Here is a 25,385-nt window from a genome sequence, read left to right on the forward strand (position 1 = left end):
TACCCACTTATTCCTTGTAATGAGTGGGTATTTTTTTTATTTTTAGTTCATGAAAAAGGCTACACTCATATTTTTTGGGTTATTTCTTGTATTGACCTCTTGTCTCAAAGACAAAACGCAACCTAAAACGAGTGGAGATGAATGCTTTGACATCTCTTATCACTATAACATCCGCCCCATTATCGAAACTTCTTGCAAAACTCACATAGGTCCCGGAACAGGATGTCATGATGCCTGGATTGACAATTATGGATCTATTAAAAACTTCATAGTAAGTGGTGCTTGGGAAGTGGAATTGTTCATTGATAAAACCATGCCTGTAATGCCAAATACATGGGGAATTGACTCGCTTACAACAGCAGAATTACAAACAATGAAGTGCTGGTTGGAACAAGGATATCCGAATAACTAAAAAAAGCCTTTATCTCAAGCAGTTTTAATTATTAAATTTGCCCTTCAAATTCAGGCAAATTACATGGAATACGATTTTTTATCCATTGAGGAAAAATGGCAAAAATACTGGGCAGAAAATAAAACTTATGCTGCAGTAGAAGATAAAAATACCCCTAAGTACTACGGATTATCAATGTTTCCTTATCCTTCTGGAGCAGGTTTACATGTAGGACATCCACTGGGTTATATTGCATCTTGTATTTATGCCAGATACAAAAAATTAAAAGGATTCAATGTATTGCATCCAATGGGATATGATTCCTTTGGTTTGCCTGCTGAGCAATATGCCATCCAAACGGGACAGCATCCTGCATTAACCACTGAACAAAACATTAATAGATACAGAGAACAACTAGATAAACTAGGATTCTCATTTGACTGGGATCGTGAAGTTAGAACTTCAGATCCAGCCTACTATAAATGGACACAGTGGATCTTTAAACAACTTTATAATAGCTGGTACAACAACGATTCAAACAAAGCTGAGAACATTGACTCACTAGTTTCCATTTTTGAAAAAGAAGGTAATGCTAAGGTCAATGCTCCTAATGATCAAAAAGATATTTTTTCTGCTGAAGAATGGAAATCTTTTTCTGAAAAAGAACAGCAAGATGTATTGATGAATTATCGTCTTACCTTTTTGGCTGATTCATGGGTTAACTGGTGCCCTGCTTTAGGAACAGTATTGGCGAATGACGAAATAAAAGACGGCGTTTCAGAAAGAGGTGGACATCCTGTTGAGCAAAAGCTCATGAAACAATGGTCAATGCGTATTACAGCCTATGCTGAGCGTTTATTAAACGATTTAGAAACTATTGAATGGTCAGATTCAATCAAAGAACAGCAAAGGAATTGGATTGGTAAATCAGTTGGAGCTTCAGTTCATTTTAAATTAGATGGTCATGAAGGGGATATTGAGGTATTTACCACTAGACCTGACACTATTTTTGGTGTTTCATTCATGGTATTAGCACCAGAACATGAATTGGTTGAACAAATTACAACTGCCGAGTATGCAGATTTAGTTGCAGACTATAGAAAACAAACAAGTTTAAAAACTGAAAGAGACAGACAGTCTGATGTAAAAAATATCTCTGGACAATTTACCGGAGCATTTGCCATTCATCCATTTACTGGTGCGCAAATTCCTGTTTGGATAGCGGATTACGTTTTGGCAGGTTATGGTACGGGCGCAGTAATGGCGGTACCTTGTGGAGATCAAAGAGACTGGGATTTTGCCAAGCATTTTGAATTACCGATTCCAAACATATTTGAAAATGCAGATATCACTGAAGGAGCATTTGATGACAAAGACATTGCAGTCATAGCCAACTCAGATTTCTTATCCGGATTACCGGCAAAACAGGCTATCAAAACTGCCATTGATGAAATTGAAAAAAGAGGCTTTGGTAAGGGACAAACCAATTACAGACTAAGAGACGCAGTATTCTCAAGGCAACGTTATTGGGGAGAGCCATTTCCTGTTTATTATAAAAACGACATTGCTCACTTGATTCCGGATGATAAACTACCGGTAAAATTGCCCGAAGTAGATAAATATCTACCAACTGAAGATGGTGAACCGCCATTGGCAAGAGCTCCTAAATCAGCATGGGATATTGAGTTTGACGGTGATCACATGGAATACAACACCATGCCTGGTTGGGCAGGATCATCCTGGTATTTTTTAAGATACATGGATCCGCATAACGAGCAGGCTTTTGTGTCTAAAGAAAAGGCTGAATACTGGAATCAAGTTGACTTGTATATAGGTGGTTCGGAACATGCAACTGGACACTTACTGTATGCCAGATTCTGGACGAAATTCTTATTTGACATGGGCTACATTACTTTTAATGAGCCATTCAAGAAGATGATCAATCAAGGGATGATTTTGGGGAGAAGTAGTCTAATCTACCAAATAGTTCCCCAAAGCAGAACCGGTTCCTTCGTAGGTTCCAAAGTTGCTGAAATTTTTGGAAAATTTAATGTTAAACATGGACTGTTTATATCGGCTGAAAGACTGAATGAATTGAATAGTGAAACCTTAGAAGAGGAAATATGGAAATTGTATCCAGAAGAAATTAGCTCTTCTATTCCAAAAGAGACTAAAATTGAATTTGGACCCAACATAATTACTCATCACGTTGGAATTGAATATGTAGAAAATGACATTCTAAATATTGAAGAGGCTGCAAAGGATCCAAGATTCAATTATTTAAAAGATGCACTTTTTATCCGTAATAAGGACAATACATTCGGTTGTGGATACGAAGTAGATAAAATGTCAAAGCGTTGGCACAATGTAGTCAATCCAGATGTTCTTTGTGAAAAATTTGGAGCGGATACAATGCGTTGTTATGAGATGTTCCTGGGTCCTTTAGAGCAATCAAAACCATGGGATACCCAAGGTATTAATGGAGTACACAACTTTTTACGTAAGTTTTGGAGACTGTTCCATGATGCAGATAACAACCTCAACCTTAGTGAAGGTGAAGCGGATAAAAATGCCTTAAAAACACTACATAAAACAATCAAAAAAGTAACAGATGATTTGGATAGATTTTCGTTCAACACAGCTGTTTCAAATTTTATGATTGCCACTAATGAATTAACTGATCAAAAATGCAACAACAAAGCTGTATTGAGAGAATTAGTGATTTTATTATCACCTTATGCTCCTCACATTGCTGAAGAATTGTGGCAAAGATTAGGAGAAACTGAAAGTGTTACTAAAGCCAAATGGCCAAGCTTTAATCCGGATTATTTAGTAGAAGCTTCACATGCTTATCCGGTATCTTTTAATGGTAAAATGAGGTTTAAAATTGAATTGCCTACCAACTTATCTAAGGAGGATATTGAGAAAGAAGTATTAGCAGCTGAAGAATCTCAAAAGTGGTTAGAAGGTAAAGACCCTAAAAAGGTGATTGTGGTTCCTGGTAAAATTGTGAATGTGGTAATCTAATTAAAAGATCTTAACCATTCTTCTGCTTTCTCAGTTGAACTGAAAAGCTTTACAGGGAATGAGGGTTTATTGAACCCCATGAACATATTACCAATAATCCTACTTACAGCATTGTCAATAACAAATGCGCAAACCTTTACGCCTTTGTTGTTGTCTGATATGTAATAACTTCTTGCGTCTCTACTTACAAAATTTGACTGTCTAATGTCAACCAATAAACGATAATCAGTGCCTTCTGATATCTCAATAGTAGCGCGCACATTTTCCTTAGCATCTTCTAAATTATGCTTGGGAACAGATTTCGTAATACAGTACATGATTCCATTTTTGAAATACACTTTTTCTGTACGTGTTTCTATGATTTTATTTTCAATTGGCATTTCGCTAATTATGAATCTAAGATAATCGAATATTCCACCGGCAAAATATTTTTAACCTAAATGATTAAACCTTTTAGCTAAATGTATGTCAAAAAACAAAAACTTAAAAGATTGGCTATGAAATGTTTAAAATTCACTGTTGCAATTGCAACTATGCTTTGGATGCAAACTGTATCCTTTGCTCAAGAGAAAGATTCATTAGGAGAAATTGGCGATAACCTTGATCTGTTTGCCGTACTAGATGCATTCAAAAATGCAGAAAGTATTGAGGCATTCGAAAAAACTATCAACGATCCTGACCAAAAAATTAATAACCTGGATTTAAATGAGGATGATGAAGTAGATTACATTCAAGTTCACGACGAAGGTGAAGATGATGTACATGCTTTTATTTTGAGAATTGATTTAGGTGAAGGAGATGATGAAACACAAGATGTTGCAGTTATCGAATTAGAGAAATCAGGAGATAATCAAGCCACCATACAAATAGTAGGTGATGAAGAAATCTATGGCACAGATTACATAGTTGAGCCAAAAGAAGATGAGGCTATCACCAAAAGGCTAATGATGCCAAATGTTGTAGTTGTCAATGTGTGGCTTTGGCCCAGTGTGAGATTTGTATACGGACCCACCTATGTAAGATGGAGATCTCCATACAGATGGGGAATTTATCCAAAATGGTGGAGACCATGGAAACCTTACAGATGGGGAGTTTATCACGGATTTCACGCCCATCATCATGCACATTTTCATGTAGTAAAGGTCAGAAGATGTACAAAAGCTCATGGCTTCTATGTGAAGAAAAGAAGAACAGCAGTTAGAATTAAACATCACAAAAATCATCATTCACATCATCCTCATCACAAAACAAGCAATGGTGGTGGAAAATCTCCAAATGTAAAAGCCGGATCAAAAACCTCTCATAGAGGACGAGCAGGAAGAAGACGATAATAAAAAAGGGACATTAACATGTCCCTTTTCTTTTTTTATTCTTTTACCAATCACTTCGTTTCTTGCGAGCCATTACATTAGCAATTAATGCAAATGGCAAATAAGCAAAAACAAGGTCAATAATTATAAACGTCATAGGTGCCGGAATCATTTTAGCGGCAGCAATACCTCCGATTAAGGAAATTACACCGATTAGAAATCCAAAAAAAGCTGGAGCTTTTGTTACCAATCTTGCCGCAAAATACGCACCCGCCAAAGTTCCTAATGCATGTGCCAAAAACACCATTAAAAAGTGCTTAAACTCATACTTGTCTATATTGGCTGCAATGTTATCCATATCTGTTGGATCAACTCCTTCAGGTGGAGCAATAATTGATGGTGAAATGGAAATAATCCCCATATTAACCACCGAGCCAATTATTAGCGCTCCTATAACAACCAATGTATTTCTTAAATATGGATTCATTTTATCTCTTCAGAATTTTACCGGTGTATGATTTACCATCTATCATCATTGAATAAACGTACATACCAGAACCAACTTCTTTTCCTTCACCGTCATTACCATCCCAATTAATAGAATGTGTTCCCGAAACTTGTTGTTCTCTAATCAATTTATTGATAATTCTACCTTGCATATCATATATGTAGACACTTACAAAAGAAGCTGAATTCAGATGATATGTAATAGTAGTGGATTGATCAAATGGATTTGGATAAACAATTACATCTGAATGATGCGGATTTTCTCCACCAAAATTCAAAAACTCAGTAGTTAAACTATCTATATTAATATTTTCATCTCCCGCCCAATAATCCATATAATGATAATAGATCAGGAACATTTCATCTGAAGTATTTAATCCAGCGCCTACAGTAATTGGCGGGCTATTTGGATTATGTGGATTAGTTACAGTATTGTTCCATATCCCTTTTCCAAAAATGTTTGTTCCGGCAGGAATATGTTGCATGTGCTCAAACCAATAAAAATCTTGCCAATCAAAATCCCACTGAGGAATTCTAACAAAATTCAAAGTATCATTACCAGATGTTACTCCCCATGATTCAATATAATGACCTAATAAATGCATGTGAGGAAAAACACTTAACATGGTATAGTCATTTGGAATAGCACCACTTGCAACTGTGATAGTATCAAAGCTATTTGCCGGTATTGAAAAAGACCAATTTTGAATAATAGGTTCGCAAGAAACAGGTCTGTAATTATTTACCGGTTCGTCATAGAAATAAAAATTCACTTTAGTTTGATCAAACTCCCCATAACTTCCCGCAGGATAATGCATTGCCAAAACAATGTCCGTTCCGGCAGTTAACTCCATTCCAGCCGAAAAATTAGCCGTAGAAGGAAAAATAATCGGAGAAGATCCAGGTGTATATCCACCCATAAGTGTACTTGAAACAGGACCCGCACAGTTTCCAGAAGTATCTGTTGCCGGCCATCCGGTATCATCACTATAAACTAGACAATGGTGTACAATTTGTCTGTTACCCGGGATTACTTCAAATGCCTTTACTTTTCTGTTTTGCAATAAATTAGATGGAATCACAAAACATACATAATCATCATCTGAAGAAGTTGCTTTACTCATATAGTTAGGAGCGGTAACCACTAAATCCGGTACTCCGGGTAAAACTTGATCACTGCTATATACAGGTTGCGGAGGTGCTTGACCTAAATCACCCATTTGCGTACCATCCTGAATCCAATCTAAAATGATTTGCTTTTCCTGAGCAGACAACACTCTTTCCTGAGAAAAATGCTGATATCCTGTATCTGCTGTCCACGGTGGCATTATACCGGCATCCACATATGATTCAATCAAAGGAGCATATGTCACCGCATCTGCATAAGACATTAAAGACATAGGCCCTATCCCATTAGGGTTGTGGCATTCTGTACAATGATTATAAAAAACTTCAGCTGCGTGTTCAGCCCACATTGTCTGGGCTTTAGAATAAATAGCTGAACACGTCATCAAGACAAGTACGAATGTTTTTTTCATTTCTTAAAGTTTAGCGCTAAATAGCTACAAGGCAAACAAATATAGCTTAAAATCAGCTAGATATCAAGCATTGAACAATTCACGCGCACAAATGCGAGCTTCTTTATCCGATTTTACTAAATCATCTAGACCCGGATTTTGTACAAAAGATACCTTTTGACAGACTTTTTCATTGATTTCAGCTATCTGATGAAAGGCTATTTGGTTTGTTAAAAAACCATCAACAGTAGCTTCATTTGCTGCATTTAAAACAGCCGGAATATTTCCACCTCTTGCCAAAGCCTCATAGGCCAATTGTAAATTGGTGAAAACCTCCTTGTTGGGACTCTCAAAATTTAGTTGAGGATAATCCATGAAGTTAAATCTTTCAAAATTTGTCTCCAACCTGTTTGGGTAAGACATGGCAAACAAGATAGGTAATTTCATATCCGGTAAACCCATTTGGGCTTTTATCGCACCATCCCTAAACTGCACCAAAGAATGTACAATTGATTCAGGGTGAACAATTACGTCTATTTGCTGTGTATGCAATCCAAAAAGCCATTTAGCTTCAATCACCTCAAGGCCTTTGTTCATCATTGTTGCAGAATCAATGGTGATTTTATCTCCCATTTGCCAATTAGGATGCGCCAAGGCTTGTTCCTTGTTTACCTGTTTAAGCATATCAGAAGTATATCCTCTAAAAGGTCCACCTGAAGCTGTGAGGTAAATTTTTTCAATTGGATTTTGAAATTCTCCTACTATGCATTGAAAAATCGCCGAGTGTTCTGAGTCAACCGGATAAATATTAACTCCCTTTTCACGTGCTAATTTGGTAATTATTTCTCCAGCAACAACCAATGTTTCTTTATTGGCTAGTGCAATATTTTTACCTGCTTCAATTGCTTTAATTGTAGGTTTTAATCCTGCAAATCCAACAATACCTGCAACAACCAAATCCACCTCATCCATTTGCACAACATCTTCTAATGCAGTAGCACCAGTGTAGGTTTTTATATCTTCTTCCCACAATACGCTTTCTACTTTTTCATAGAGCGCTTCATTAGAAATAACCACACAATTAGGCTTGAACTTTAGTGCTTGTTCAATTAATAAATCAGCATTATTATGGGCAGTGAGCACAGAAACTTCAAATTGATCGGGATAATTCTCAATAACCTCCAGGGCTTGAGTTCCAATGGATCCTGTAGATCCTAATATCGCCAATCTTTTCTTGTGCATGAGGCAAAAGTAACTTTAAGTAAAGTTAAAATGTTATAAAAAGTAAAGTATTTATTCTTGATCAACTATACGTTTATCTAAATTTATGCGTTAAGCATTTTACAAAAGAAAATTTTTGAAAGCACTATCTAAAATATTGATCCTTATTGCTTTGGTTTTCTCAACCCAATTGGCCTTTTCACAAGAAGATACCACAAAGGTGAATCCAAAAGTTACCGTTATAAAAAATGACGGAGCAACATACACTGGAACTATTGAAAAAGATGATGCCAGAGAAATATTGTTGAGATCAGATCAAGTAGGTTTAATGTATATCCCTAAACACTTGATTAAGGAAATCAAACCTTTTAAAGAAGAAGCAGAAGAGGAAGTTGTTAAGGAAACAACGGTAGTAGATACTGTTAAAGAAGAAGTTGTAGAAATTGAAAAGGAAGAACCTATAGAAGTTGATCCAAAAACCAAAAAAGAGGTACATCCGGATGATACCATAACTTATGCTAATTATCATTCTACAAAAAACATTTATTCAGATAACGCATTTCCATTGAGAAAGGGAGAAGCTTATTTAAAAACAACTTTTGTAGGAATAGAAGGTGGACTACCATTGACCAAAAACTGGTCTGTAAGTGCAATAGCCTCATTTTTTGGAGCACCGGCTGCGCTTAAAACCAAATTTAGCTTTCCTGTTTCAGATGAATTCAGGATGTCTTTAGATGCAGGTTATGGTACTATGGCATTTGGCACATGGTTAGGAAGAGGAATTAGAGATGGTGCAGGATTTATGTCTTTTACTGCAACATTTGGAGACAGAATAAACAACTTTTCTGTAAAAGGAGGTTACGTATTTATTCATGAATACTGGAACAATGGTTTTACCTGGGACCCTAACACACAAATGTTCATTCCAATTCAAGCAGATATGGCATATCACCACGGACCTTTTATTAATGTAGGAGGACAGTATGCTTTCACAAATTCTTCATCATTGGTTTGTGATGCTACAGCAGTTTTGATTGAAAATTCTTTTGGTATGTCAGTTGGAGCTTCAGTAAGATTTGGAAAAAGTCCGAAAAATAAATGGCTATTGGGTGGTTCTTTATATGTAGTAGATGGCTTTTTCTCTCCTATTCCAATGCCGCACGTTTCTTACACATATATCTTTCCTGCAAGAAAACCTTGATATAAATATTGCGATAACCAAAAAAACTATTTAAATTTGCGCGCCCGTCTGAATTTTTACTGTTTCAGATATTTAGGCGAGCCCCAAAAGCGTTTGGGAAAAATGATCAGCAAATGATCTATATTATTGCGGGTGTGGTGAAATTGGTAGACACGCTAGACTTAGGATCTAGTGCCGCGAGGTGTGTGGGTTCGAGTCCCTCCACCCGCACATTGTGGTCCCATCTCATTCCGATTTGAGTCGGGATTGGAGGGGACCATTTTTTTTTCGCACAAGTTGCGATTGTAATGCAAATTTTAATTGTTCAAAAAAGTAAAGTATGAACGTAGTTGAGGAAAAAATTGATGCGCTAAATGCAGTTTTAAGAGTGAAAATTGCTCCTGAAGACTATGCAGATAAGGTAGAAAATACCTTAAAAGATTACCGTAAACAGGCAAACATGCCCGGATTCAGACCTGGAAAAACTCCAATAAGTCTTATCAAAAAGAAATACGGTAAAGCAGTATTAGCAGAAGAATTGAATAAAGCGGTGAGTCAATCACTTCATGATTTTATTACTTCAAATAACATCAATATTTTAGGAAATCCACTTCCTAAAGAAGATGAAGAGGTAAAAGGTGATTTTGACAATCCAACTGAGTTTGAATTTGTATATGAGATTGGAATCACTCCTGAATTCGATCTTAAATTATCTAAGAAAAATAAATTCGAGCACCTTACTGTAAAAGTAGACAAGGACATGCTTGATAAAGAAGTTGAGAACCTTGCCAGAAGATACGGAAAACTAGTTTCTGAAGAAGCTGTTGGTGAAAGAGATATGGTGATGGGTGAGTTCACTGAAGTAAAAGGTGAAATCAAAAACAACTCAACTATTTCAATGGAATACGTTGAAGATAAAGCCACTCAAAAGAAATTTATTGGTGCAAAGGTTGGTGATGTAATCAACATTGATCCTAAAAAAGTTTCAAAAGGTGAACAAGACATGGCTTCTATGTTGGGTATCACTGAAGAAGAAGCGGCAGGACTGAAATCTAAATTCGACTTTAAAATCACTGAAATCAAAAGAATGATTCCTGCTGATGTGAATCAAGAACTTTTTGACAAATTATTTGGTGAAGGAAATGTGAAGTCTGAAAAAGAATTGAGAGAGAGAATTGAAGCAGACTTAAAAAACATGTTTGCCAACGATTCTGATCGTATATTGAACCAAAAAATGGTAGATGAATTAGTTGACAAAACTAAAGTTGATTTACCTGAAGAATTCTTAAAGAGATGGATTTTAGCATCTGCAAAAGAGGAAATAACTTCTGACCAAATTGAAGCTGATTTTGATAACTACAAGAAAAGCTTGAAATGGCAGTTGATTCAGAATAAAATCATCAAAGACAACGACATTAAGGTTGATCCACAGGAGGCAGTTGATTACACAAAAAGTTTGTTGGTTAATCAATACGCTCAATACGGCATGCCTGCTCCGGATGATGAGCAATTAGACGGACAAGCTAAAAACGTGTTGTCAAATCAAGAAGAAGCAAATAGAATTTACGATAACTTGTACAACAACAAAATAATGGCTCATTTGAAAGAGGCTGTTACTTTGACTGAAAAAGCTTTGCCTTACGAAAAGTTTATTGAGCAAGCTTATAGCAACTAGTTATCTAGAATAAATTTTCTGGACTTTATACTTTAAAATAATACCTATCTTTATAGGTATTATTTTTTTGCAATTTATTTAAGCCAATGTATAATAAAGACGAATTTAGAAAATACGCTGTAAAACATCAGGGGATAAGCAGCAATACAGTTGATAGTTACATGTCAACAATCACATCCATGACTCCATATATCTTGGAAGAAAGACAATTAAATGTTCAGGCAATGGACGTTTTCTCAAGATTGATGATGGACAGAATCATCTTTTTAGGGACAGGAATTGATGATCAAGTAGCAAATATCATAACAGCACAGTTGTTGTTTTTGGAATCAACAGATCCTAAAAAAGACATACAGATTTACATGAACTCACCAGGAGGTAGTGTATATGCGGGATTAGGAATTTATGATACTATGCAATTTATCTCTCCTGACGTAGCAACAATTTGTACAGGTATGGCAGCTTCAATGGGAGCGGTATTATTGTGTGCTGGAGCAAAAGGAAAAAGAGCTGCATTGCCTCACTCAAGAGTAATGATTCACCAACCTTTAGGTGGAGCTCAAGGACAAGCGTCTGACATTGAAATTACAGCTAGAGAGATTTTAAAGTTGAAAAAAGAGCTTTACGAAATCATTGCAAAGCACTCAGAAAATGATTACGATAAAGTTTACCAAGATAGTGATAGAGATTACTGGATGATTGCTGAAGAAGCAAAAGAATACGGTATGGTTGATGAAGTTTTGAGTAGACAAAAATAAGATGGGTAAAGACGAAAATATCAGTTGTTCATTTTGTGGGAGAGCAAAGGTTGATACCGGCATTTTAATAGCTGGTTTAACCGGTCATATATGTGCTAATTGTATTGAACAAGCTCATGGTATTATCGAAGAGCAAAAAAAGCACGATCACGCGCAACAGGTAAATCACGATTTTAGATTACTTACTCCACAACAGATCAAAGAAGAACTGGATGAGTATGTAATTGGTCAGGATGACGCTAAAAAAGTGTTGGCTGTATCTGTTTACAATCACTACAAAAGATTGTCTTTAGTGGATAATCAAAGTGATTTTGAAATTGATAAATCTAACGTGATTTTGGTGGGAAGAACCGGAACCGGTAAAACGCTTTTGGCTAAGACCATTGCTCGTTCATTGAACGTGCCTTTTTGTATTGCTGATGCTACTGTTTTAACAGAAGCGGGATATGTAGGAGAAGATGTTGAATCAATTTTATCAAGATTACTTCAAGCTGCAGATTACAATGTAGAAGCTGCTGAAAAGGGAATCGTGTTCATTGATGAGATAGATAAAATTGCCAGAAAATCTGACAATCCTAGTATTACAAGAGATGTATCGGGCGAAGGCGTGCAGCAAGCCATGTTAAAATTGTTGGAGGGGACAGAAGTTAACGTTCCACCACAAGGAGGTAGAAAGCACCCTGAGCAAAAAATGATCAAAGTAAATACCAAAAACATCTTATTCATTGCCGGAGGAGCCTTTGATGGAATCGAAAAACTCATAGCACGTAGGCTTAACACTAACGTGATAGGATTCTCATCAAAAGATGAAAAAACTGACACTGAAAACTTACTACAATACGTTATACCTTCTGACATCAAAGAATTTGGATTGATTCCTGAATTAATTGGTAGAATGCCTGTGTTGACTTATTTGGATCCATTAGATGAAAAAGCTTTAAAGCGCATCTTAACAGAACCAAAAAACGCATTGATCAAGCAGTATATTCAACTATTCAATTTAGATAATATCGACCTTAAATTTGATGCAGATGTTTTTGACTTTATTGTTGAAAAAGCGTTGGAATACAAACTTGGAGCAAGAGGTTTAAGATCAATTTGCGAAGCGATTCTAAATGATGCCATGTTTGAATTACCATCTAAAAAAGACACTACTGAACTTAGAATTACATTAGAATATGCTGAGTCCAAATTTGCAGGTTCAAAAATGGCGCAGCTTAAAATCGCTTAATTATGGATAAAAACAAAATTGCCGTAGTTGATTACCATGATTACACTTCAGGTGATCCGGAAAAAAGAGCTCGTTTTATTCAAGAGTTTGGAGATTCATTCTCTAACATGGGTTTTGCCATTGTTAAAAACCATGGAGTAAGTGAAGAACTTAAAGCCAAATTATTTGAAGTTTCAAAAGCTTTCTTTGCATTACCTGATGATGTAAAGAAGCAATATGAAGATGAAGCAAATCATGGACAAAGAGGGTACATTTCAAAAAATAAAGAAAGTGCAAAAGGCCAATCTGTTCCTGATATAAAAGAATTTTATCACATTGGTCAAACTGTTACAGATGGTGATCCAATTAAAAGTGAATATCCAGACAATATCTTTCCTGATGTAATTGCTGAATTTGAAGCAGTTACTCAAAAAGTATATCAAACATTTGAGCAAACAGGTAGAAATTTACTGCGTTCAACTGCACTGTATCTAGATTTACCTGAGACTTATTTTGACGATAAAATCCACAATGGGAATAGCATTTTAAGATTGTTGCATTACTATCCTGTAAAAGACAAATCGCAAATTCCTGCCGGAGCTGTTAGAGCTGCTGCTCATGGTGATATCAACTTAATTACACTGTTAATGGGTGGATCTGCTGATGGACTAGAAGCACAAACTTTAGATGGTGAATGGATTCCGGTAAGCCCTGCAGATGATGAGATTGTGATTAACATTGGAGACATGTTAGCGAGATTAACAAACGATAGATTGAGATCAACTCAACACAGAGTTATCACACCAAGAGAAGAGTCATGGTTAACACCAAGATACTCTACTCCGTTTTTCTTGCACCCAAGATCAGATATGGATTTGACATGTTTAGACACTTGTATCTCAGATGAAAATCCTAAGTTGTATGAAGATATGACAGCAGGTGAATTCCTAACAGAAAGACTAATTGAATTAGGATTGAAAAAAGCCTAATCCAATTCACATAAAATATCAAATCCCACCCAATGCGGTGGGATTTTTTTTGCTACATGTTAAAAGTTTATACTTTTAAGCAAAATTTTAATTATGAAACATTTAACCCAATTACTGCTTCTATTTATTCCATTTCTTTCGTTGAGTCAATCGAGTATTTCAAAAGGATTTAACTATACAGGAACATCCGCCATAAGTGGTGCATACATTGAAAAAGACCTCACTAATAATGAGTTTTATGTGTCTACTCAAAAACAAAACGCTACAAACACTTTTGTCACCATTACTAAACTAAGTGAAAATGGAAAAACACTATGGTCAACTAAACATGATTTTCCGGCTTTATACATATCGGCTTTAAGCGGTTTTTTTGATATCAAAATTGTAGGCTCCTATTTATATACCGGTCATCTTTTGTCTACATCTCCTTCTGCCAATTCAATCAAAATTTTAAAGTTTGATATGAGTGGTAATTACGTAGATGAACTTGATATTACAACCGCCAACGGTTTTTACAGAAGAAAATCAGAAATGTCAGTTACTGATAATGATAAACTCATTTTTGCTGCACAGTTAAACGGAAGTAATACCGTACTCACATATTTAATTGATCCCGTAACCATGACTGTTGCTAACAATGTTGTTACCGGAGCTTCTTCAGATGGAGCAACACAAGATTTTAGAATGTTTTGGACAGAAAATGACGGAGATAACAACGTCATTGCCTTCAATAGAGCGGATTCTATTAGGTTTTTTAAGTTAAACAATGTAGGAGTAGCTATTGATAGTTTTAGTATTTATTCTCCTAACGCAGATTTGGCTGACTTTGCTATCAATGGAAATAACTATGAAATGGTTTTGAACACAACGACTACACCATCTGTTCCAGCTGACAATCCGGTTATTGTTAAAACTATTTCAAATACCGGATCCGCCATAACTGACTTCTCATTCGATCCTATGGCTCCTTATCAGTATTCAGATATTGCCCTTGATCAAAATGGGGATTATCTAGTGTCTTGCCGTGGACCTTGGGCTGGAGTGAACACTACTAATAGTGCAATTATTAAAATCAATAGTTCAGGAATTCAACAAGAATTTTCTATTGAAGAAACAAAATTGTGTGAAATTGATATAACCGCTTCAAACATATTTTCCTCTGGAATAGAAGCTGATATAGTGAATGATTGTCAGGAAGATCATGAAGGATTGACATTTATTAAATATGAAGAAAACTCAACGCCAGAATTAAATATTGCTTCTCCGCATATGAAACTTGAAAACAATAATATTGAAGCCGTTATTTCTTCATGTGGTAGCAATTTTCAAGACACTTACAACGGAATCAATGGTTATTTAGTGAATGGTACTGATGCCATTTATAGATCAGTATTGCATATATGTGGTGTTGATCAAATGGGTCAAATTCATTCCTCTTCTCAAAATTACTACGAGGTTTATGCCGCCGGCCCTGTCACAAATCAAACAGATTATGTACAAACAGAAAGAGATAAATGGGACAGGGTTTGGATAATCGACAAACAACAAATTGATGCACATATTTTAGCTTTTCAAACAGGAGATGCTTCTTATAAAATTCCAGAAGTGATTCTTAATTGGCCAGCACATGGTGATGTAAGCAAAGGACAATTGGCAAATTTGGCCAGGTATAAGGATATAAACAGCAATGGAGTTTATGAGCCTCATGAAGGTGAATATCCATTGATAAAAGGAGATTACTGTGCACTTTCAATTTACAATGACTTTAATACTGATACTGCCAACAATTGTATTTTATCTACCGACAGAATGAATGTGCAGATTTCAGAATATCAGTATGGATTTCAATGTACTGGTGACTCTGCCTTGCAAAACACATTGTTTACTTATTATGAGATAATTAATTTATCAGCTAATGACTATGATTCTACTGTTATTGGTCATTACAATGACTTTGATGTTGCACAAGTATTTGCCAATTATGTAGGAACAGATCCTTCAAGAGGGATGACCTATTCATGGTATACTCAGTTTGATTCTATCCATCAGTCCTATGTTATTTTAGGTGCAAATATGATGGCAGATGGCTTTGATAATCCATATGGCATAGGAGCTCTAGAAAGTGTAAATGGAATTGGATTTGGTGACGGAATTGAAGATAATGAAAGAATGGGAATGACTAATTCTATGTACTTCAATGCAGGTGGAGGCGTTACAGGAGATCCCAGCACAGTATCTGACTATTTTAGTTATTTGTATTCAATTTGGAAAGATGGAACTCATGTTACTTATGGAGGAACAGGCCACAATAGTTCCGGAATTGAAAGTGATTATTTCTTTCCTGGAGGAGACGACACTTTGTTTGGGGGGACTAGCGGCACAGACCCGGGTGGAGATTGGTCAGAAGTAGGTGAAAGCAATCCGGCAGGAGACAGAAGAATTATTGGATCTGTAGGACCAATTTCATTTGACATGCAAGACACATTATTTTTTGATATTGCCTATGTGTCAGGAGTAAAAAATTCAAGTGGGTTAAGCAGTCATGAAATACTGGATGAAAACGTAGATTCATCTCGAGCTTATTTTATTGACAACACAACACCTTGCGGTCAAGATTTTGATTTCTATGCTCCTTTTGATGGACCTTATCCTTCAATTGGGTTTGAAGAAAATGTTGCTACACTTTTAGTTTATCCAAATCCTACAAAAGGCAATTTGACCGTTCAAAACATCAAGGAAAATAGCACCCTAATAATATACAATTCAAATGGTTCAATATTGTATGTTAACCAAAACGTATCTAACGGAATTGTTTTAAATGTCAACGATTACGCTAAGGGCTTATATATACTGGAGATTAGCTCAGATCAGAGCACTGAACGAATTAAATTCATCAAACAATAAATTAAAATCCCACCCAATGCGGTGGGATTTTTTTTAGATTAGCAAGGAATGAAAAACAGTAAAATATATCTCTACTCATTTGGTTTTATAGCCGTTATGCTGCTATTATTCTATTTGTTAGGATCTATTTTATTGCCATTTGTGATAGGTTTAATGCTGGCGGCAATCTTGAATCCTTTAGTTAAAAAAGTACAAAGGTTGATACCAAATAGAAATTTAGCCGTAACCAGCTTACTCGTTTTGACCTTTGCCGTATTTACCTCTGTTTTATACATTTTTGGTAACGAGATTGTCAAAGACATTCAAAGACTGAATGGTGCCTTTGTAACATTTGCAGATGACCATCACGAGCAAATAGATGAAACCAATGCAGAAATCAGATCCTTTCTTCAGCAGATTTATAACACAGATCAAGTTCAAGAAGGAATCCATACAATTGAAAATGAATCTGATTCATTACAGGCCACAGCTTTAGACAATTTACAAACCGCACTTTCAGGAATCAGTTCTTTTATAGGATCATCAGATAACAGTCCAGAAGAAGTTAAGGAGGTGGTGAACCTCAATTGGATGGCTATTTTTCTGGGATCCATCATTTACTTCCTTTACATTATTTACACCTTCAATTATTTTGAAGAAAAATACCAAAAGTACTTTGATGGCAATTTAAAGAAAATGCAGTTTATCAAAGATTTCATAAGTGATTTCAAGCGCATTTTTCTCAACTATTTTGGAAAAAGAACTGAAGTGGTAGTGATTTGTTTTGCCGTGTTCTTAATCACCTTTTTGATAGTTGACCTGCCGGGTGGGATTATAATAGCATGTATTGCAGCTATTTTATGTTATATACCACATTTTCATTATTTGGCTTTGATTCCAATATCTTTAGGGTGCTGGGTATTGTCAATGGAAACAGGAACGGGATTTTTTGTATACCTGGGTAGTATAGCAGGTGTTTTTGTTGTTGTTTCTGTACTGGAAGAATTACTTTTTACGCCTAAAATCATGAAGGATTACAATGGATTAAATCCGGCCATTATGATTCTTTCTTTTGCATTATGGAGCCATTTGTTTGGCACCGTTTTAGGAACTTTAATAGCACTGCCACTTACTACTGTTATATTAATCTATATAGACAGATTACTGGTACATACTAAAGAAGTGTTGATAGAAGAAAATGAACAAGTAAATATTTGAAGTAAGACAAAAAATTACTTGCTTTAATTTGAATGAATAATCGTATTTTCATTTCATGAGTTTTCCAGAAGACATTGATTTCATTCAACAGTTGGCTCGTATGCTTTACACTGCAGGTCAAATAGATGGCGATTTTTCTAGGGATGAGAAAAAAGCATCACTATCAATCATCCATCAATTAAGTCAAAAAAATTTCGGTGAATATGCGGAACAATTGATGATTAACGAAATAAAGGATCTGGTTGAAAACAATTCCTCTTCTGCGGATTTGATACAAGACTTTAAACAGTATTATCATCAACATAAAAACTTATTTACTGATGATATAAAAACTGACTTTTTAAAAACAATAGATGCGGTTGTATATGCTCACTCTAAACGGAACAAGTCAGAATTAACTTTACTATCTCAATTGGAAATACTTTTCTTTGGAATTAAAGTAAAATAAAAAAACCCTCAAGTGGTTAGCTCGAGGGTCAAGGTATTTGGTTTGTTGTTGTAGATTATTCGCTGCTTTGAGAAATCAAATCAAACAATGGTTTTAAATCCGGTGAGATAATGATTTCAATTCTTCTGTTTTTTGCTTTATCATCAGGATCAACCGGATGAAACTCAGATCTACCTGCTGCAGTAATTTTTGCAGGATCCATATGACTGTTACCTAACATAATCTCCACTACTGCTGTTGATCTTAATACTGATAATTCCCAGTTATTCTTTGGATGTGCACTACTTTTCATTGGGTCCGAATCTGTATGACCTTCTACAATAATGTCCAGTTCAGTTTGATCTTGTAATACTTTAGCCAAATCTATCAATACTCCTTTTCCTTCATTATTTACTACTGTACTACCTGAAGGGAAAAGTAATTTGGCTTCCATTGAAACATAGATTTTTCCATCCTTTTCAACTACAGTAATTCCCTTATCGGCAAAACCTCTCAATGCTTCGGTGATTTTAGCTTTTAGATCAGCTACAATCTTCTCTTGCATTTTAATTACTTTCTCTAATTCCTCTATTCTTTCTTCTTTAGCCTTAATAGCTTTTTCACGCGCAATTAAATCTTGTTCCAATTTATTAAGTCTGTCTTCTTTTTTCTGAAGTTCTACTCTTGTGTCTTCTAAATCTCCCACCAACTTTTGCATGTCTTGAGATCCTGAAGCCATCATTTTTTCATAGCGTTTTTCCAGATCAGAGCATGATTGAACTTTTCTATCATACTCCGTTTGCAGCATTCGATAGTCGTTCATCATTTTAGTAGTATCAGAAGTCAATTGCTCATAAGCATCTTTTAAAGTAGATAATTCAACTTCCACTTCCTTTAGCCTGTTACCGTATTCAATAGATTGAGATTTGTAACTAGCTTGATCTTCCTGACACTTGTTGTATTTAGCTTCTAATTCCTTGTATTTCTTTGCAGGAACACAAGCTACAGCCAACAATGACACAAAAGTTATGTAAACGATCTTCTTCATAATAACACTAACTCAAAACAAAATTCAGAAGAAAATCGCCATGTTTTGGGGATTTGTGAGATAGTTATGAACAGCTGCTTTTTGATTATCTGACAACAGCAAACTTACCAGACTCTAGTAGTTCAGCATCTTCATTGTAGATACCGAAATAATAAACTCCTGCGCGAAGATTTAATGGAACATTTACCCAATTTAAATAGTCTTCCTGGTGCAAAACTGCCGCTCCTCTCAAATCAAAGATGCTGAATTTGATTTTACCTTCATTGAAGTAATCACGTGCTAAAATAATGCTGTTTTCATCAATTAAAGGGATGTTAGTTTGAACAACACCTGAACTGTTAGACTCCATGATATCAATAGGGAAACTAAATAAATGCGCACCATTTTGGCGATCTAAAATTACCACCTGATTACTGTTTTCAAAAACGTATACACCCCAAGCTCCATTAAATTTATAAGCCGTTTCTTGATCAAATGTATCGTAATAAGCTATTTCTTTAATCGGCGATCTACTGATATCATACACCCTAAAACCTTCATTGTAATAAGCCACAAAAGCCAATTTATTCAGGAGTATAACATTGTGCGGAACATAATCCAAATAATCACTTGTTCCAAAGGTTTCGTTTACCTGAATAATAGAAAGGTCATTAACCTCACACAGTTTGATTTTTGTGCCTTCTGTTTCATCAATAAAGACATAATTTTTTCCATCCTTTGAGAGCCAACCACTGTGATTATATCCTTGATTGGCGTAAAAATCAAGCACTCCTAACTGAATGGGAACAGCACCTGCGAAATTATAAATCTGTAAACCGTCAAAACCACAATTTAAATAGGCTGTATCGTTTCTTACATAACAATCATGTACATAGTTTACATTGTTAAAGTCATGTGTTAAAACAGGATTAATAGGATCTGAAATATCAAAAACTTTCATTCCCATACCATTGGTTCCTGATGCGTACAATTTTGCTTTTACAGTATCAATGTAGATATTGTGGCATATCCCAAACAAACTATTGCTATCATATACTTTTGAGATAGAATCAGGCAAATAAGAAATGTCAAAAATTTGTAAGGTAGCAGTACCTTCATCTCCTACTGCGTACAAGTAATTTTTATAGGTTTTATAATCCCTATGAACCACAGTATAACCTTGAAACGCGCCCGCTTTTCTGTCTACCCGCACTAATTCATCATCTGTTACCATTAATACTTCAACGCCCTCAGAAGATCCAATGGCGCAATAATTTTGCCCATTGTAATTAAATCCCCAAACGTCAGAATACCGTGCTTCTTCAACTGCCAGTGTGATGTTGGTATCATTCCAAACATCTTGCAATTGCACATTTTGATAATCTTGCGCATTAGAACCGATACTCACGGTTAGTAGAAATATGAATAATTTAATTTTCATTCTGCTACTGCAAAATTACAGAGTTTAATCATCTGTTTGTGCAGAAATAACGCAAGTAATCAACTTAAATTTCGTTAAAACGATAAACAATGCTATCAATGACTAAAAGATTTTGGCAAAATAAATATATCTTAGCGCATCTTTGAATTTAGATGAAAAATCTAGTCATCATACCAACTTATAACGAGAAGGAGAATGTGGAGAAAATGATCCGAAAAGTATTCTCTTTGCCGGAGGTATTCCATATTTTAATTGTTGATGACGGTTCACCTGATGGTACTGCAGATATTGTCAAAAATCTTCAAACTGAGTTTCCAGAAAAATTGCACATTGAAGAGCGAGAAGGTAAACTTGGACTAGGAACAGCTTATATCCATGGTTTTAATTGGGGATTAGCTAAAGGGTATGATTACCTTTTTGAAATGGACTGCGATTTTTCACATAATCCTGATGACCTAGTAAGATTATTAGATGCTTGCAAAAAAGGAGCAGACATGTCAATTGGATCAAGATATACCAAAGGGGGTAAAGTATCAAATTGGCCATTAGGAAGATTGATGCTTTCTTATTTTGCATCTATTTATGTCCGCATGATTTTGTGGATAGGTATCAAAGATACAACGGCAGGCTTCAAATGTTATCACAGATCAGTTCTTGAGGCTATTAATTTTGATGCAGTTCAATTTAAGGGATATGCTTTTCAAATCTGCATGAAATATGCCGCTAAAAAACACGGATTTAAGATAGTTGAAGTTCCCATTACATTTATTGATAGAGAATTTGGACAATCCAAAATGAGCACCGGTATTTTCAAAGAAGCCATTTTTGGTGTTTGGAAAATGCGTAGACTGGATTTATAATTCAATCTTACTAGCCATATCACAATCCTTTCTGAGCAGTTCTTTGTACTTTTGTAAATAATTTCTAGGCAAATGGGCAAAACACTTCTAAAAAACGCTACAATCATTAATGAGGGCAAAAGATTTGAATCTGATTTATTAATCAATAATGACAGAATAGAAAAGATTGCATCTAATATTTCTGATGATACGGCAACCGTAATCGATCTGAATGGGAAATGGTTAATTCCAGGAATGATAGATGATCAGGTACATTTTAGAGAACCAGGTTTGACTCATAAAGCAAATATTTATACAGAAAGCAGAGCTGCTGTTGCAGGAGGAATCACATCCTTTATGGAAATGCCCAATACCAAGCCAAATGCCGTAACTCAAGAGTTGTTGCAGGATAAATATGACATTGCTTCAAAATCTGCCATTGCTAACTATTCTTTTTTCATGGGAGCCACCAATGATAACATTGAGGAGGTACTTAAAACTGACAGAAAGAATGTTTGTGGTGTAAAAGTATTTATGGGTTCATCAACCGGAAACATGCTGGTGGATAATGAACAAACATTGGACAACATCTTTTCAAAATGTGATATGTTAATTGCAACACACTGTGAGGATGAAGCAACTGTTCGCGCCAATATGGCCAAGTTCAAAGAACAATATGGAGAAGATGTGCCTATTAAATATCATCCAATAATCAGAAGTGCAGAAGCTTGTTATTTGTCATCATCAATGGCTGTAAGATTGGCTAAACATCACGGAACCAGATTACACATTTTGCACATTTCAACGGCAAAAGAATTAGATCTATTTGATGCTACAACTCCTTTGAAAGAAAAGAAAATAACTGCAGAAGCCTGTGTTCATCATTTGTGGTTTACAGATGCAGATTATGAAGAAAAAGGAACTTTTATCAAATGGAATCCAGCTGTTAAAACTGCTCACGATAGAGACAGTATTTGGGAAGCAGTAAACGACAACAGAATAGATGTATTGGCAACTGATCACGCTCCGCATACAATAGAAGAAAAACACAACAATTACTTTAACGCTCCTTCAGGTGGACCTTTAGTACAGCATGCCGTTTTAGCTATTTTACAAAAAGCCAAAGAAGGTAAAATTACTGTAGAGAAAGCGGTAGAAAAAATGTCTCATGCTGTAGCAGACTGTTTTAATATAGTAGACAGAGGTTACATTAGAGAAGGGTACTTTGCAGATTTAGTTGTGGTGGATCCTAACAAACAATACGGAGTAAATAAGTCTAACATTCTATACAAATGTGGATGGTCTCCTTTTGAGGGTGTTGTTTTTGATCACAGCATAGATACCACTTTCGTGAATGGAAATATCGTTTATCAAAATGGATCAATTGTAGAAGGCAATACAGGTCTTCGCCTTACGTTCACATCTTAGTGAAAAAACAGTCGCTAATCATATTATCTTCTTTGATGTTGGCTTGTGGTTCAGGCGAATCTACAAATGTACCTATCCAACGTCCGGATAACTTGTTGCCATTAGATCAGATAATACCTGTAATAATTGATCTACAGATCTTAGAATCACATTATCAAAGGATGTATCAAAGACCTAATATGTACAAAGAAGCCCTTGATTCAGCTTCTACTTTCGTTTTTGAAGATCATCAAATATCTTCAGAACAATTTAGAAGTAGTTATGAGTACTATGCTTGTGATGTACCTACTTTGTTCTTTATTTACGAAACTGCGTTAGATTCTGTAAATACTAGAGTTACCTTGAGGCAACAACAAAATAATCCACAATAAAAAAAGCCCATACTCTTAGAGCATGGGCCTTCATCTTTAAATAAGATTGAGATTTATTTCTTAACAATCTTCTTAACTTCTCTGTGGTTTTCGTTGATCATTTCTACGAAATAAACACCAGTTGCGAAGTCTCTCATTGAGATTGTAATGTTTTTATCTCCTTGGATATTTCCTAAGTTTCTAGTAGCAATAACTTTTCCTGAGATGTCTAATACATTGATAGTAGTATTTTCTGACTCAGTTAATGAAATTGAAACATTGATGAAATCATTAGCAGGATTTGGATAAACAGAGAATTTATCTTCTGTCATATCTTCTTCTAATCCAGTATAATCTTGCATTAACAATCTAACTGCAGGAGCAGAAGGATCGATCAAGTTAACAAATTGCTGAGTTTCATCTGTACCTAATACAGCACCTTGAGCAACTCTACCAGACATTTCCCATCCAGCAGTTTCAGTTCCACCGTAGTGAGCAGCAACTCCTAATAATTGATCTCCAGCATTAACTGTAACAGGGTTTGTAAAGAACAAGTCTACAAAGTTTCCTTCATCAGCAGAAGTTGTTGTATAATCAGAAGTTTGCGCTAAATAATCATACTCACCAGTTCCTGAATTGTAGATATACAATACATAGTAAATGATTTTATCTGCTACAATAGCATTGTTATCCAATTCAGCTCTCATTGCTCCAACAACACCACCAGCTTGAACCAAGAAAACGTTACCTACTGAAGCGGCACCGTTGTTATTGTTAGCCCAGTTATAGAAAGCAGAAGTTGGCGTTCCGTAATCTGCTCCATATTCATAATCAGTTAAATGAAATTCCTGATCGATTTCCCAGTTGTTAGTAGTATCAGCCGGTAATTCAGTTTGATCAGCAATAGCTTTAAAGTTGATTGTATAGTTTCCAATAGCAGTTGGAGTAACTGTAGTTGTTACCCAAACAGTATCGTTTTGACCATTGCTCAAAGAAGCAATATTAGCTGAAGTTGTTCCAGAACCAATTGAAGTCATTGAACCATCAAAAATTTCCCACTCAAAACCAACGTTAGTTTGATCTGCGAAACCAATATTTTTGATGTCAGCTCCTAATACGAAAGGAACAGTTTGCTCATCCGGAATTCTTGAATACATGATAGAGTTGATTAAATCTCCTCTGAATACATCCTGAACGATCAAATCGTTATCCGGTAAATCTAAAACAGATACGTTGTCAATTTGCCATCCGTAAGCCCAGTTTCCTTTCCATCTGAATCTTACTTGAATGTTAGCCTGGTTAGTAACATAAGGAGTAATATTGATAGAAACTAATTGTGGATTAGGTCTTCCTTCTCTACCAACACCATCTTCAATAACTATTTCACTCCAAGTTGCTCCTCCATCATCAGAAACACCAACATATAAAGTATCAAAGTTTGCACCTTGCTCCCACTCAGCAAAGAATTGTTCAAATTCTAATTTCAATGGTCCTCCTCCAGCACCTGAAGCATTGATTACGGGTGAAGTTAAAGTAGCATTTTCATCAGTTCCTGATGAACCGTCTGAATCTGAATCTAAAACAACCCATTGAGTTGGAGTAGATGATAATAAAGCGGGAATAAAGAATGAAGAACCTGCATCATTTGCGTGTCCAGTAGAAGTTAATGCGAAACCAACTCCACCAGTTTGCACTGCAGCGATCCAAGTAGTATTAAGGTCTGACATTGCGTCAAAATCCTCTGTATAATACGTAGTTCTATCCCCTCCCTGATAAATAGCATCTCTATTTTCAATAGTAGTGATACTATAAGGAGTGTGCTTACTGTCAGCTGAAAAGTGGTATTGAGTATTCAACTGAGAAAAAGACGCTCCCGAAGCCAAAACTGCTCCTAATAAAACGTAGATTTTTTTCATAATTGTGATCTTATAATTTTGTGAACGGTAAATTTAAAAAATTAAACCTTAGGTGCCTAATATTCTAGCAC

21 protein-coding genes and 1 tRNA gene are annotated in these 25,385 nt (G+C 35.6%); 15 read left to right on the top strand and 7 right to left on the bottom strand.

The window, feature by feature from the left end; translation table 11 throughout:
- The first annotated feature begins 49 nt into the window (after positions 1-49).
- Complete coding sequence (locus K6119_RS11630) at positions 50-412, top strand: hypothetical protein (protein ID WP_221831871.1); 363 nt, start codon at positions 50-52, stop codon at positions 410-412.
- 63 nt (positions 413-475) lie between these two features.
- Positions 476-3,418, top strand: coding sequence for a leucine--tRNA ligase (locus tag K6119_RS11635; protein ID WP_221831873.1), 2,943 nt, complete (start codon positions 476-478; stop codon positions 3,416-3,418).
- Here K6119_RS11635 and K6119_RS11640 read toward each other — a convergent pair.
- Positions 3,415-3,798, bottom strand: coding sequence for a DUF7793 family protein (locus K6119_RS11640; RefSeq protein ID WP_221831875.1), 384 nt, complete (start codon positions 3,796-3,798; stop codon positions 3,415-3,417). The genes K6119_RS11635 and K6119_RS11640 overlap by 4 nt on opposite strands.
- A 117-nt stretch (positions 3,799-3,915) precedes the next feature.
- On the opposite strand from K6119_RS11640, the gene K6119_RS11645 reads away from it, so the two are divergent.
- Positions 3,916-4,749: a hypothetical protein gene (locus K6119_RS11645; protein ID WP_221831877.1), complete on the top strand. Its 834-nt coding sequence runs from the start codon at positions 3,916-3,918 to the stop codon at positions 4,747-4,749.
- Between the two features lie 43 nt (positions 4,750-4,792).
- On the opposite strand, the gene K6119_RS11650 is transcribed toward K6119_RS11645, so the two are convergent.
- The 3 genes from K6119_RS11650 to K6119_RS11660 all read right to left on the bottom strand — a co-directional run bounded on the left by K6119_RS11650 (position 4,793) and on the right by K6119_RS11660 (position 7,994).
- Entirely contained in the window at positions 4,793-5,215 is a 423-nt protein-coding gene (locus K6119_RS11650; protein WP_221831878.1) for a hypothetical protein, read from the bottom strand.
- A 1-nt stretch (position 5,216) separates the two neighbouring features.
- Positions 5,217-6,773, bottom strand: coding sequence for a T9SS type A sorting domain-containing protein (locus K6119_RS11655; RefSeq protein ID WP_221831880.1), 1,557 nt, complete (start codon positions 6,771-6,773; stop codon positions 5,217-5,219).
- Between the two features lie 63 nt (positions 6,774-6,836).
- Positions 6,837-7,994, bottom strand: a complete 1,158-nt coding sequence (locus tag K6119_RS11660) for a 1-deoxy-D-xylulose-5-phosphate reductoisomerase (protein ID WP_221831883.1) — start codon at positions 7,992-7,994, stop codon at positions 6,837-6,839.
- Between the two features lie 115 nt (positions 7,995-8,109).
- On the opposite strand from K6119_RS11660, the gene K6119_RS11665 reads away from it, so the two are divergent.
- From K6119_RS11665 to K6119_RS11705, 9 genes are all read left to right on the top strand, one after another.
- Entirely contained in the window at positions 8,110-9,174 is a 1,065-nt protein-coding gene (locus tag K6119_RS11665) for a hypothetical protein (RefSeq protein ID WP_221831885.1), read from the top strand.
- Between the two features lie 128 nt (positions 9,175-9,302).
- Positions 9,303-9,384, top strand: a tRNA-Leu gene (locus K6119_RS11670).
- Between the two features lie 109 nt (positions 9,385-9,493).
- Entirely contained in the window at positions 9,494-10,828 is a 1,335-nt protein-coding gene (gene tig, locus K6119_RS11675) for a trigger factor (RefSeq protein ID WP_221831887.1), read from the top strand.
- 86 nt (positions 10,829-10,914) lie between these two features.
- Complete coding sequence (clpP, locus tag K6119_RS11680; RefSeq protein WP_221831889.1) at positions 10,915-11,586, top strand: ATP-dependent Clp endopeptidase proteolytic subunit ClpP; 672 nt, start codon at positions 10,915-10,917, stop codon at positions 11,584-11,586.
- Between the two features lies 1 nt (position 11,587).
- A complete protein-coding gene (gene clpX, locus K6119_RS11685) occupies positions 11,588-12,817 on the top strand; it encodes an ATP-dependent Clp protease ATP-binding subunit ClpX (RefSeq protein WP_221831892.1) in 1,230 nt (409 codons plus the stop codon).
- Positions 12,818-12,819: 2 nt separating this feature from the next.
- Positions 12,820-13,785 (top strand): isopenicillin N synthase family dioxygenase, encoded by a 966-nt coding sequence (locus tag K6119_RS11690; RefSeq protein WP_221831894.1) that lies wholly within the window; start codon positions 12,820-12,822, stop codon positions 13,783-13,785.
- 93 nt (positions 13,786-13,878) lie between these two features.
- A complete protein-coding gene (locus tag K6119_RS11695; RefSeq protein ID WP_221831896.1) occupies positions 13,879-16,689 on the top strand; it encodes a T9SS type A sorting domain-containing protein in 2,811 nt (936 codons plus the stop codon).
- 48 nt (positions 16,690-16,737) lie between these two features.
- Complete coding sequence (locus tag K6119_RS11700) at positions 16,738-17,886, top strand: AI-2E family transporter (RefSeq protein ID WP_221831898.1); 1,149 nt, start codon at positions 16,738-16,740, stop codon at positions 17,884-17,886.
- A 55-nt stretch (positions 17,887-17,941) separates the two neighbouring features.
- Complete coding sequence (locus K6119_RS11705; protein ID WP_221831901.1) at positions 17,942-18,334, top strand: tellurite resistance TerB family protein; 393 nt, start codon at positions 17,942-17,944, stop codon at positions 18,332-18,334.
- A 55-nt stretch (positions 18,335-18,389) separates the two neighbouring features.
- Here K6119_RS11705 and K6119_RS11710 read toward each other — a convergent pair whose 3' ends face one another.
- Both K6119_RS11710 and K6119_RS11715 read right to left on the bottom strand, forming a co-directional pair.
- Positions 18,390-19,361, bottom strand: a complete 972-nt coding sequence (locus K6119_RS11710; RefSeq protein ID WP_221831903.1) for an OmpA/MotB family protein — start codon at positions 19,359-19,361, stop codon at positions 18,390-18,392.
- An 85-nt stretch (positions 19,362-19,446) separates the two neighbouring features.
- On the bottom strand, positions 19,447-20,781 hold the full coding sequence (locus K6119_RS11715; protein WP_221831905.1) for an LVIVD repeat-containing protein: 1,335 nt from the start codon (positions 20,779-20,781) through the stop codon (positions 19,447-19,449).
- 152 nt (positions 20,782-20,933) lie between these two features.
- Between K6119_RS11715 and K6119_RS11720 the strand changes: the two genes are divergently transcribed.
- The 3 genes from K6119_RS11720 (at position 20,934) to K6119_RS11730 (ending at position 23,419) form a co-directional block, all read left to right on the top strand.
- Complete coding sequence (locus tag K6119_RS11720; protein WP_221831906.1) at positions 20,934-21,641, top strand: polyprenol monophosphomannose synthase; 708 nt, start codon at positions 20,934-20,936, stop codon at positions 21,639-21,641.
- A gap of 72 nt (positions 21,642-21,713) precedes the next feature.
- Complete coding sequence (locus K6119_RS11725) at positions 21,714-23,048, top strand: dihydroorotase (protein WP_221831907.1); 1,335 nt, start codon at positions 21,714-21,716, stop codon at positions 23,046-23,048.
- Positions 23,048-23,419: a DUF4296 domain-containing protein gene (locus K6119_RS11730; protein ID WP_221831909.1), complete on the top strand. Its 372-nt coding sequence runs from the start codon at positions 23,048-23,050 to the stop codon at positions 23,417-23,419. Before K6119_RS11725 ends, K6119_RS11730 begins: the two co-directional genes overlap by 1 nt.
- A 53-nt stretch (positions 23,420-23,472) precedes the next feature.
- On the opposite strand, the gene K6119_RS11735 is transcribed toward K6119_RS11730, so the two are convergent.
- Complete coding sequence (locus tag K6119_RS11735) at positions 23,473-25,314, bottom strand: T9SS type A sorting domain-containing protein (RefSeq protein WP_221831910.1); 1,842 nt, start codon at positions 25,312-25,314, stop codon at positions 23,473-23,475.
- Positions 25,315-25,385 lie beyond the last annotated feature (71 nt).

Origin of the sequence: Paracrocinitomix mangrovi (assembly GCF_019740355.2) — a bacterium.
Lineage (GTDB): Bacteria > Bacteroidota > Bacteroidia > Flavobacteriales_D > Crocinitomicaceae > Paracrocinitomix > Paracrocinitomix mangrovi.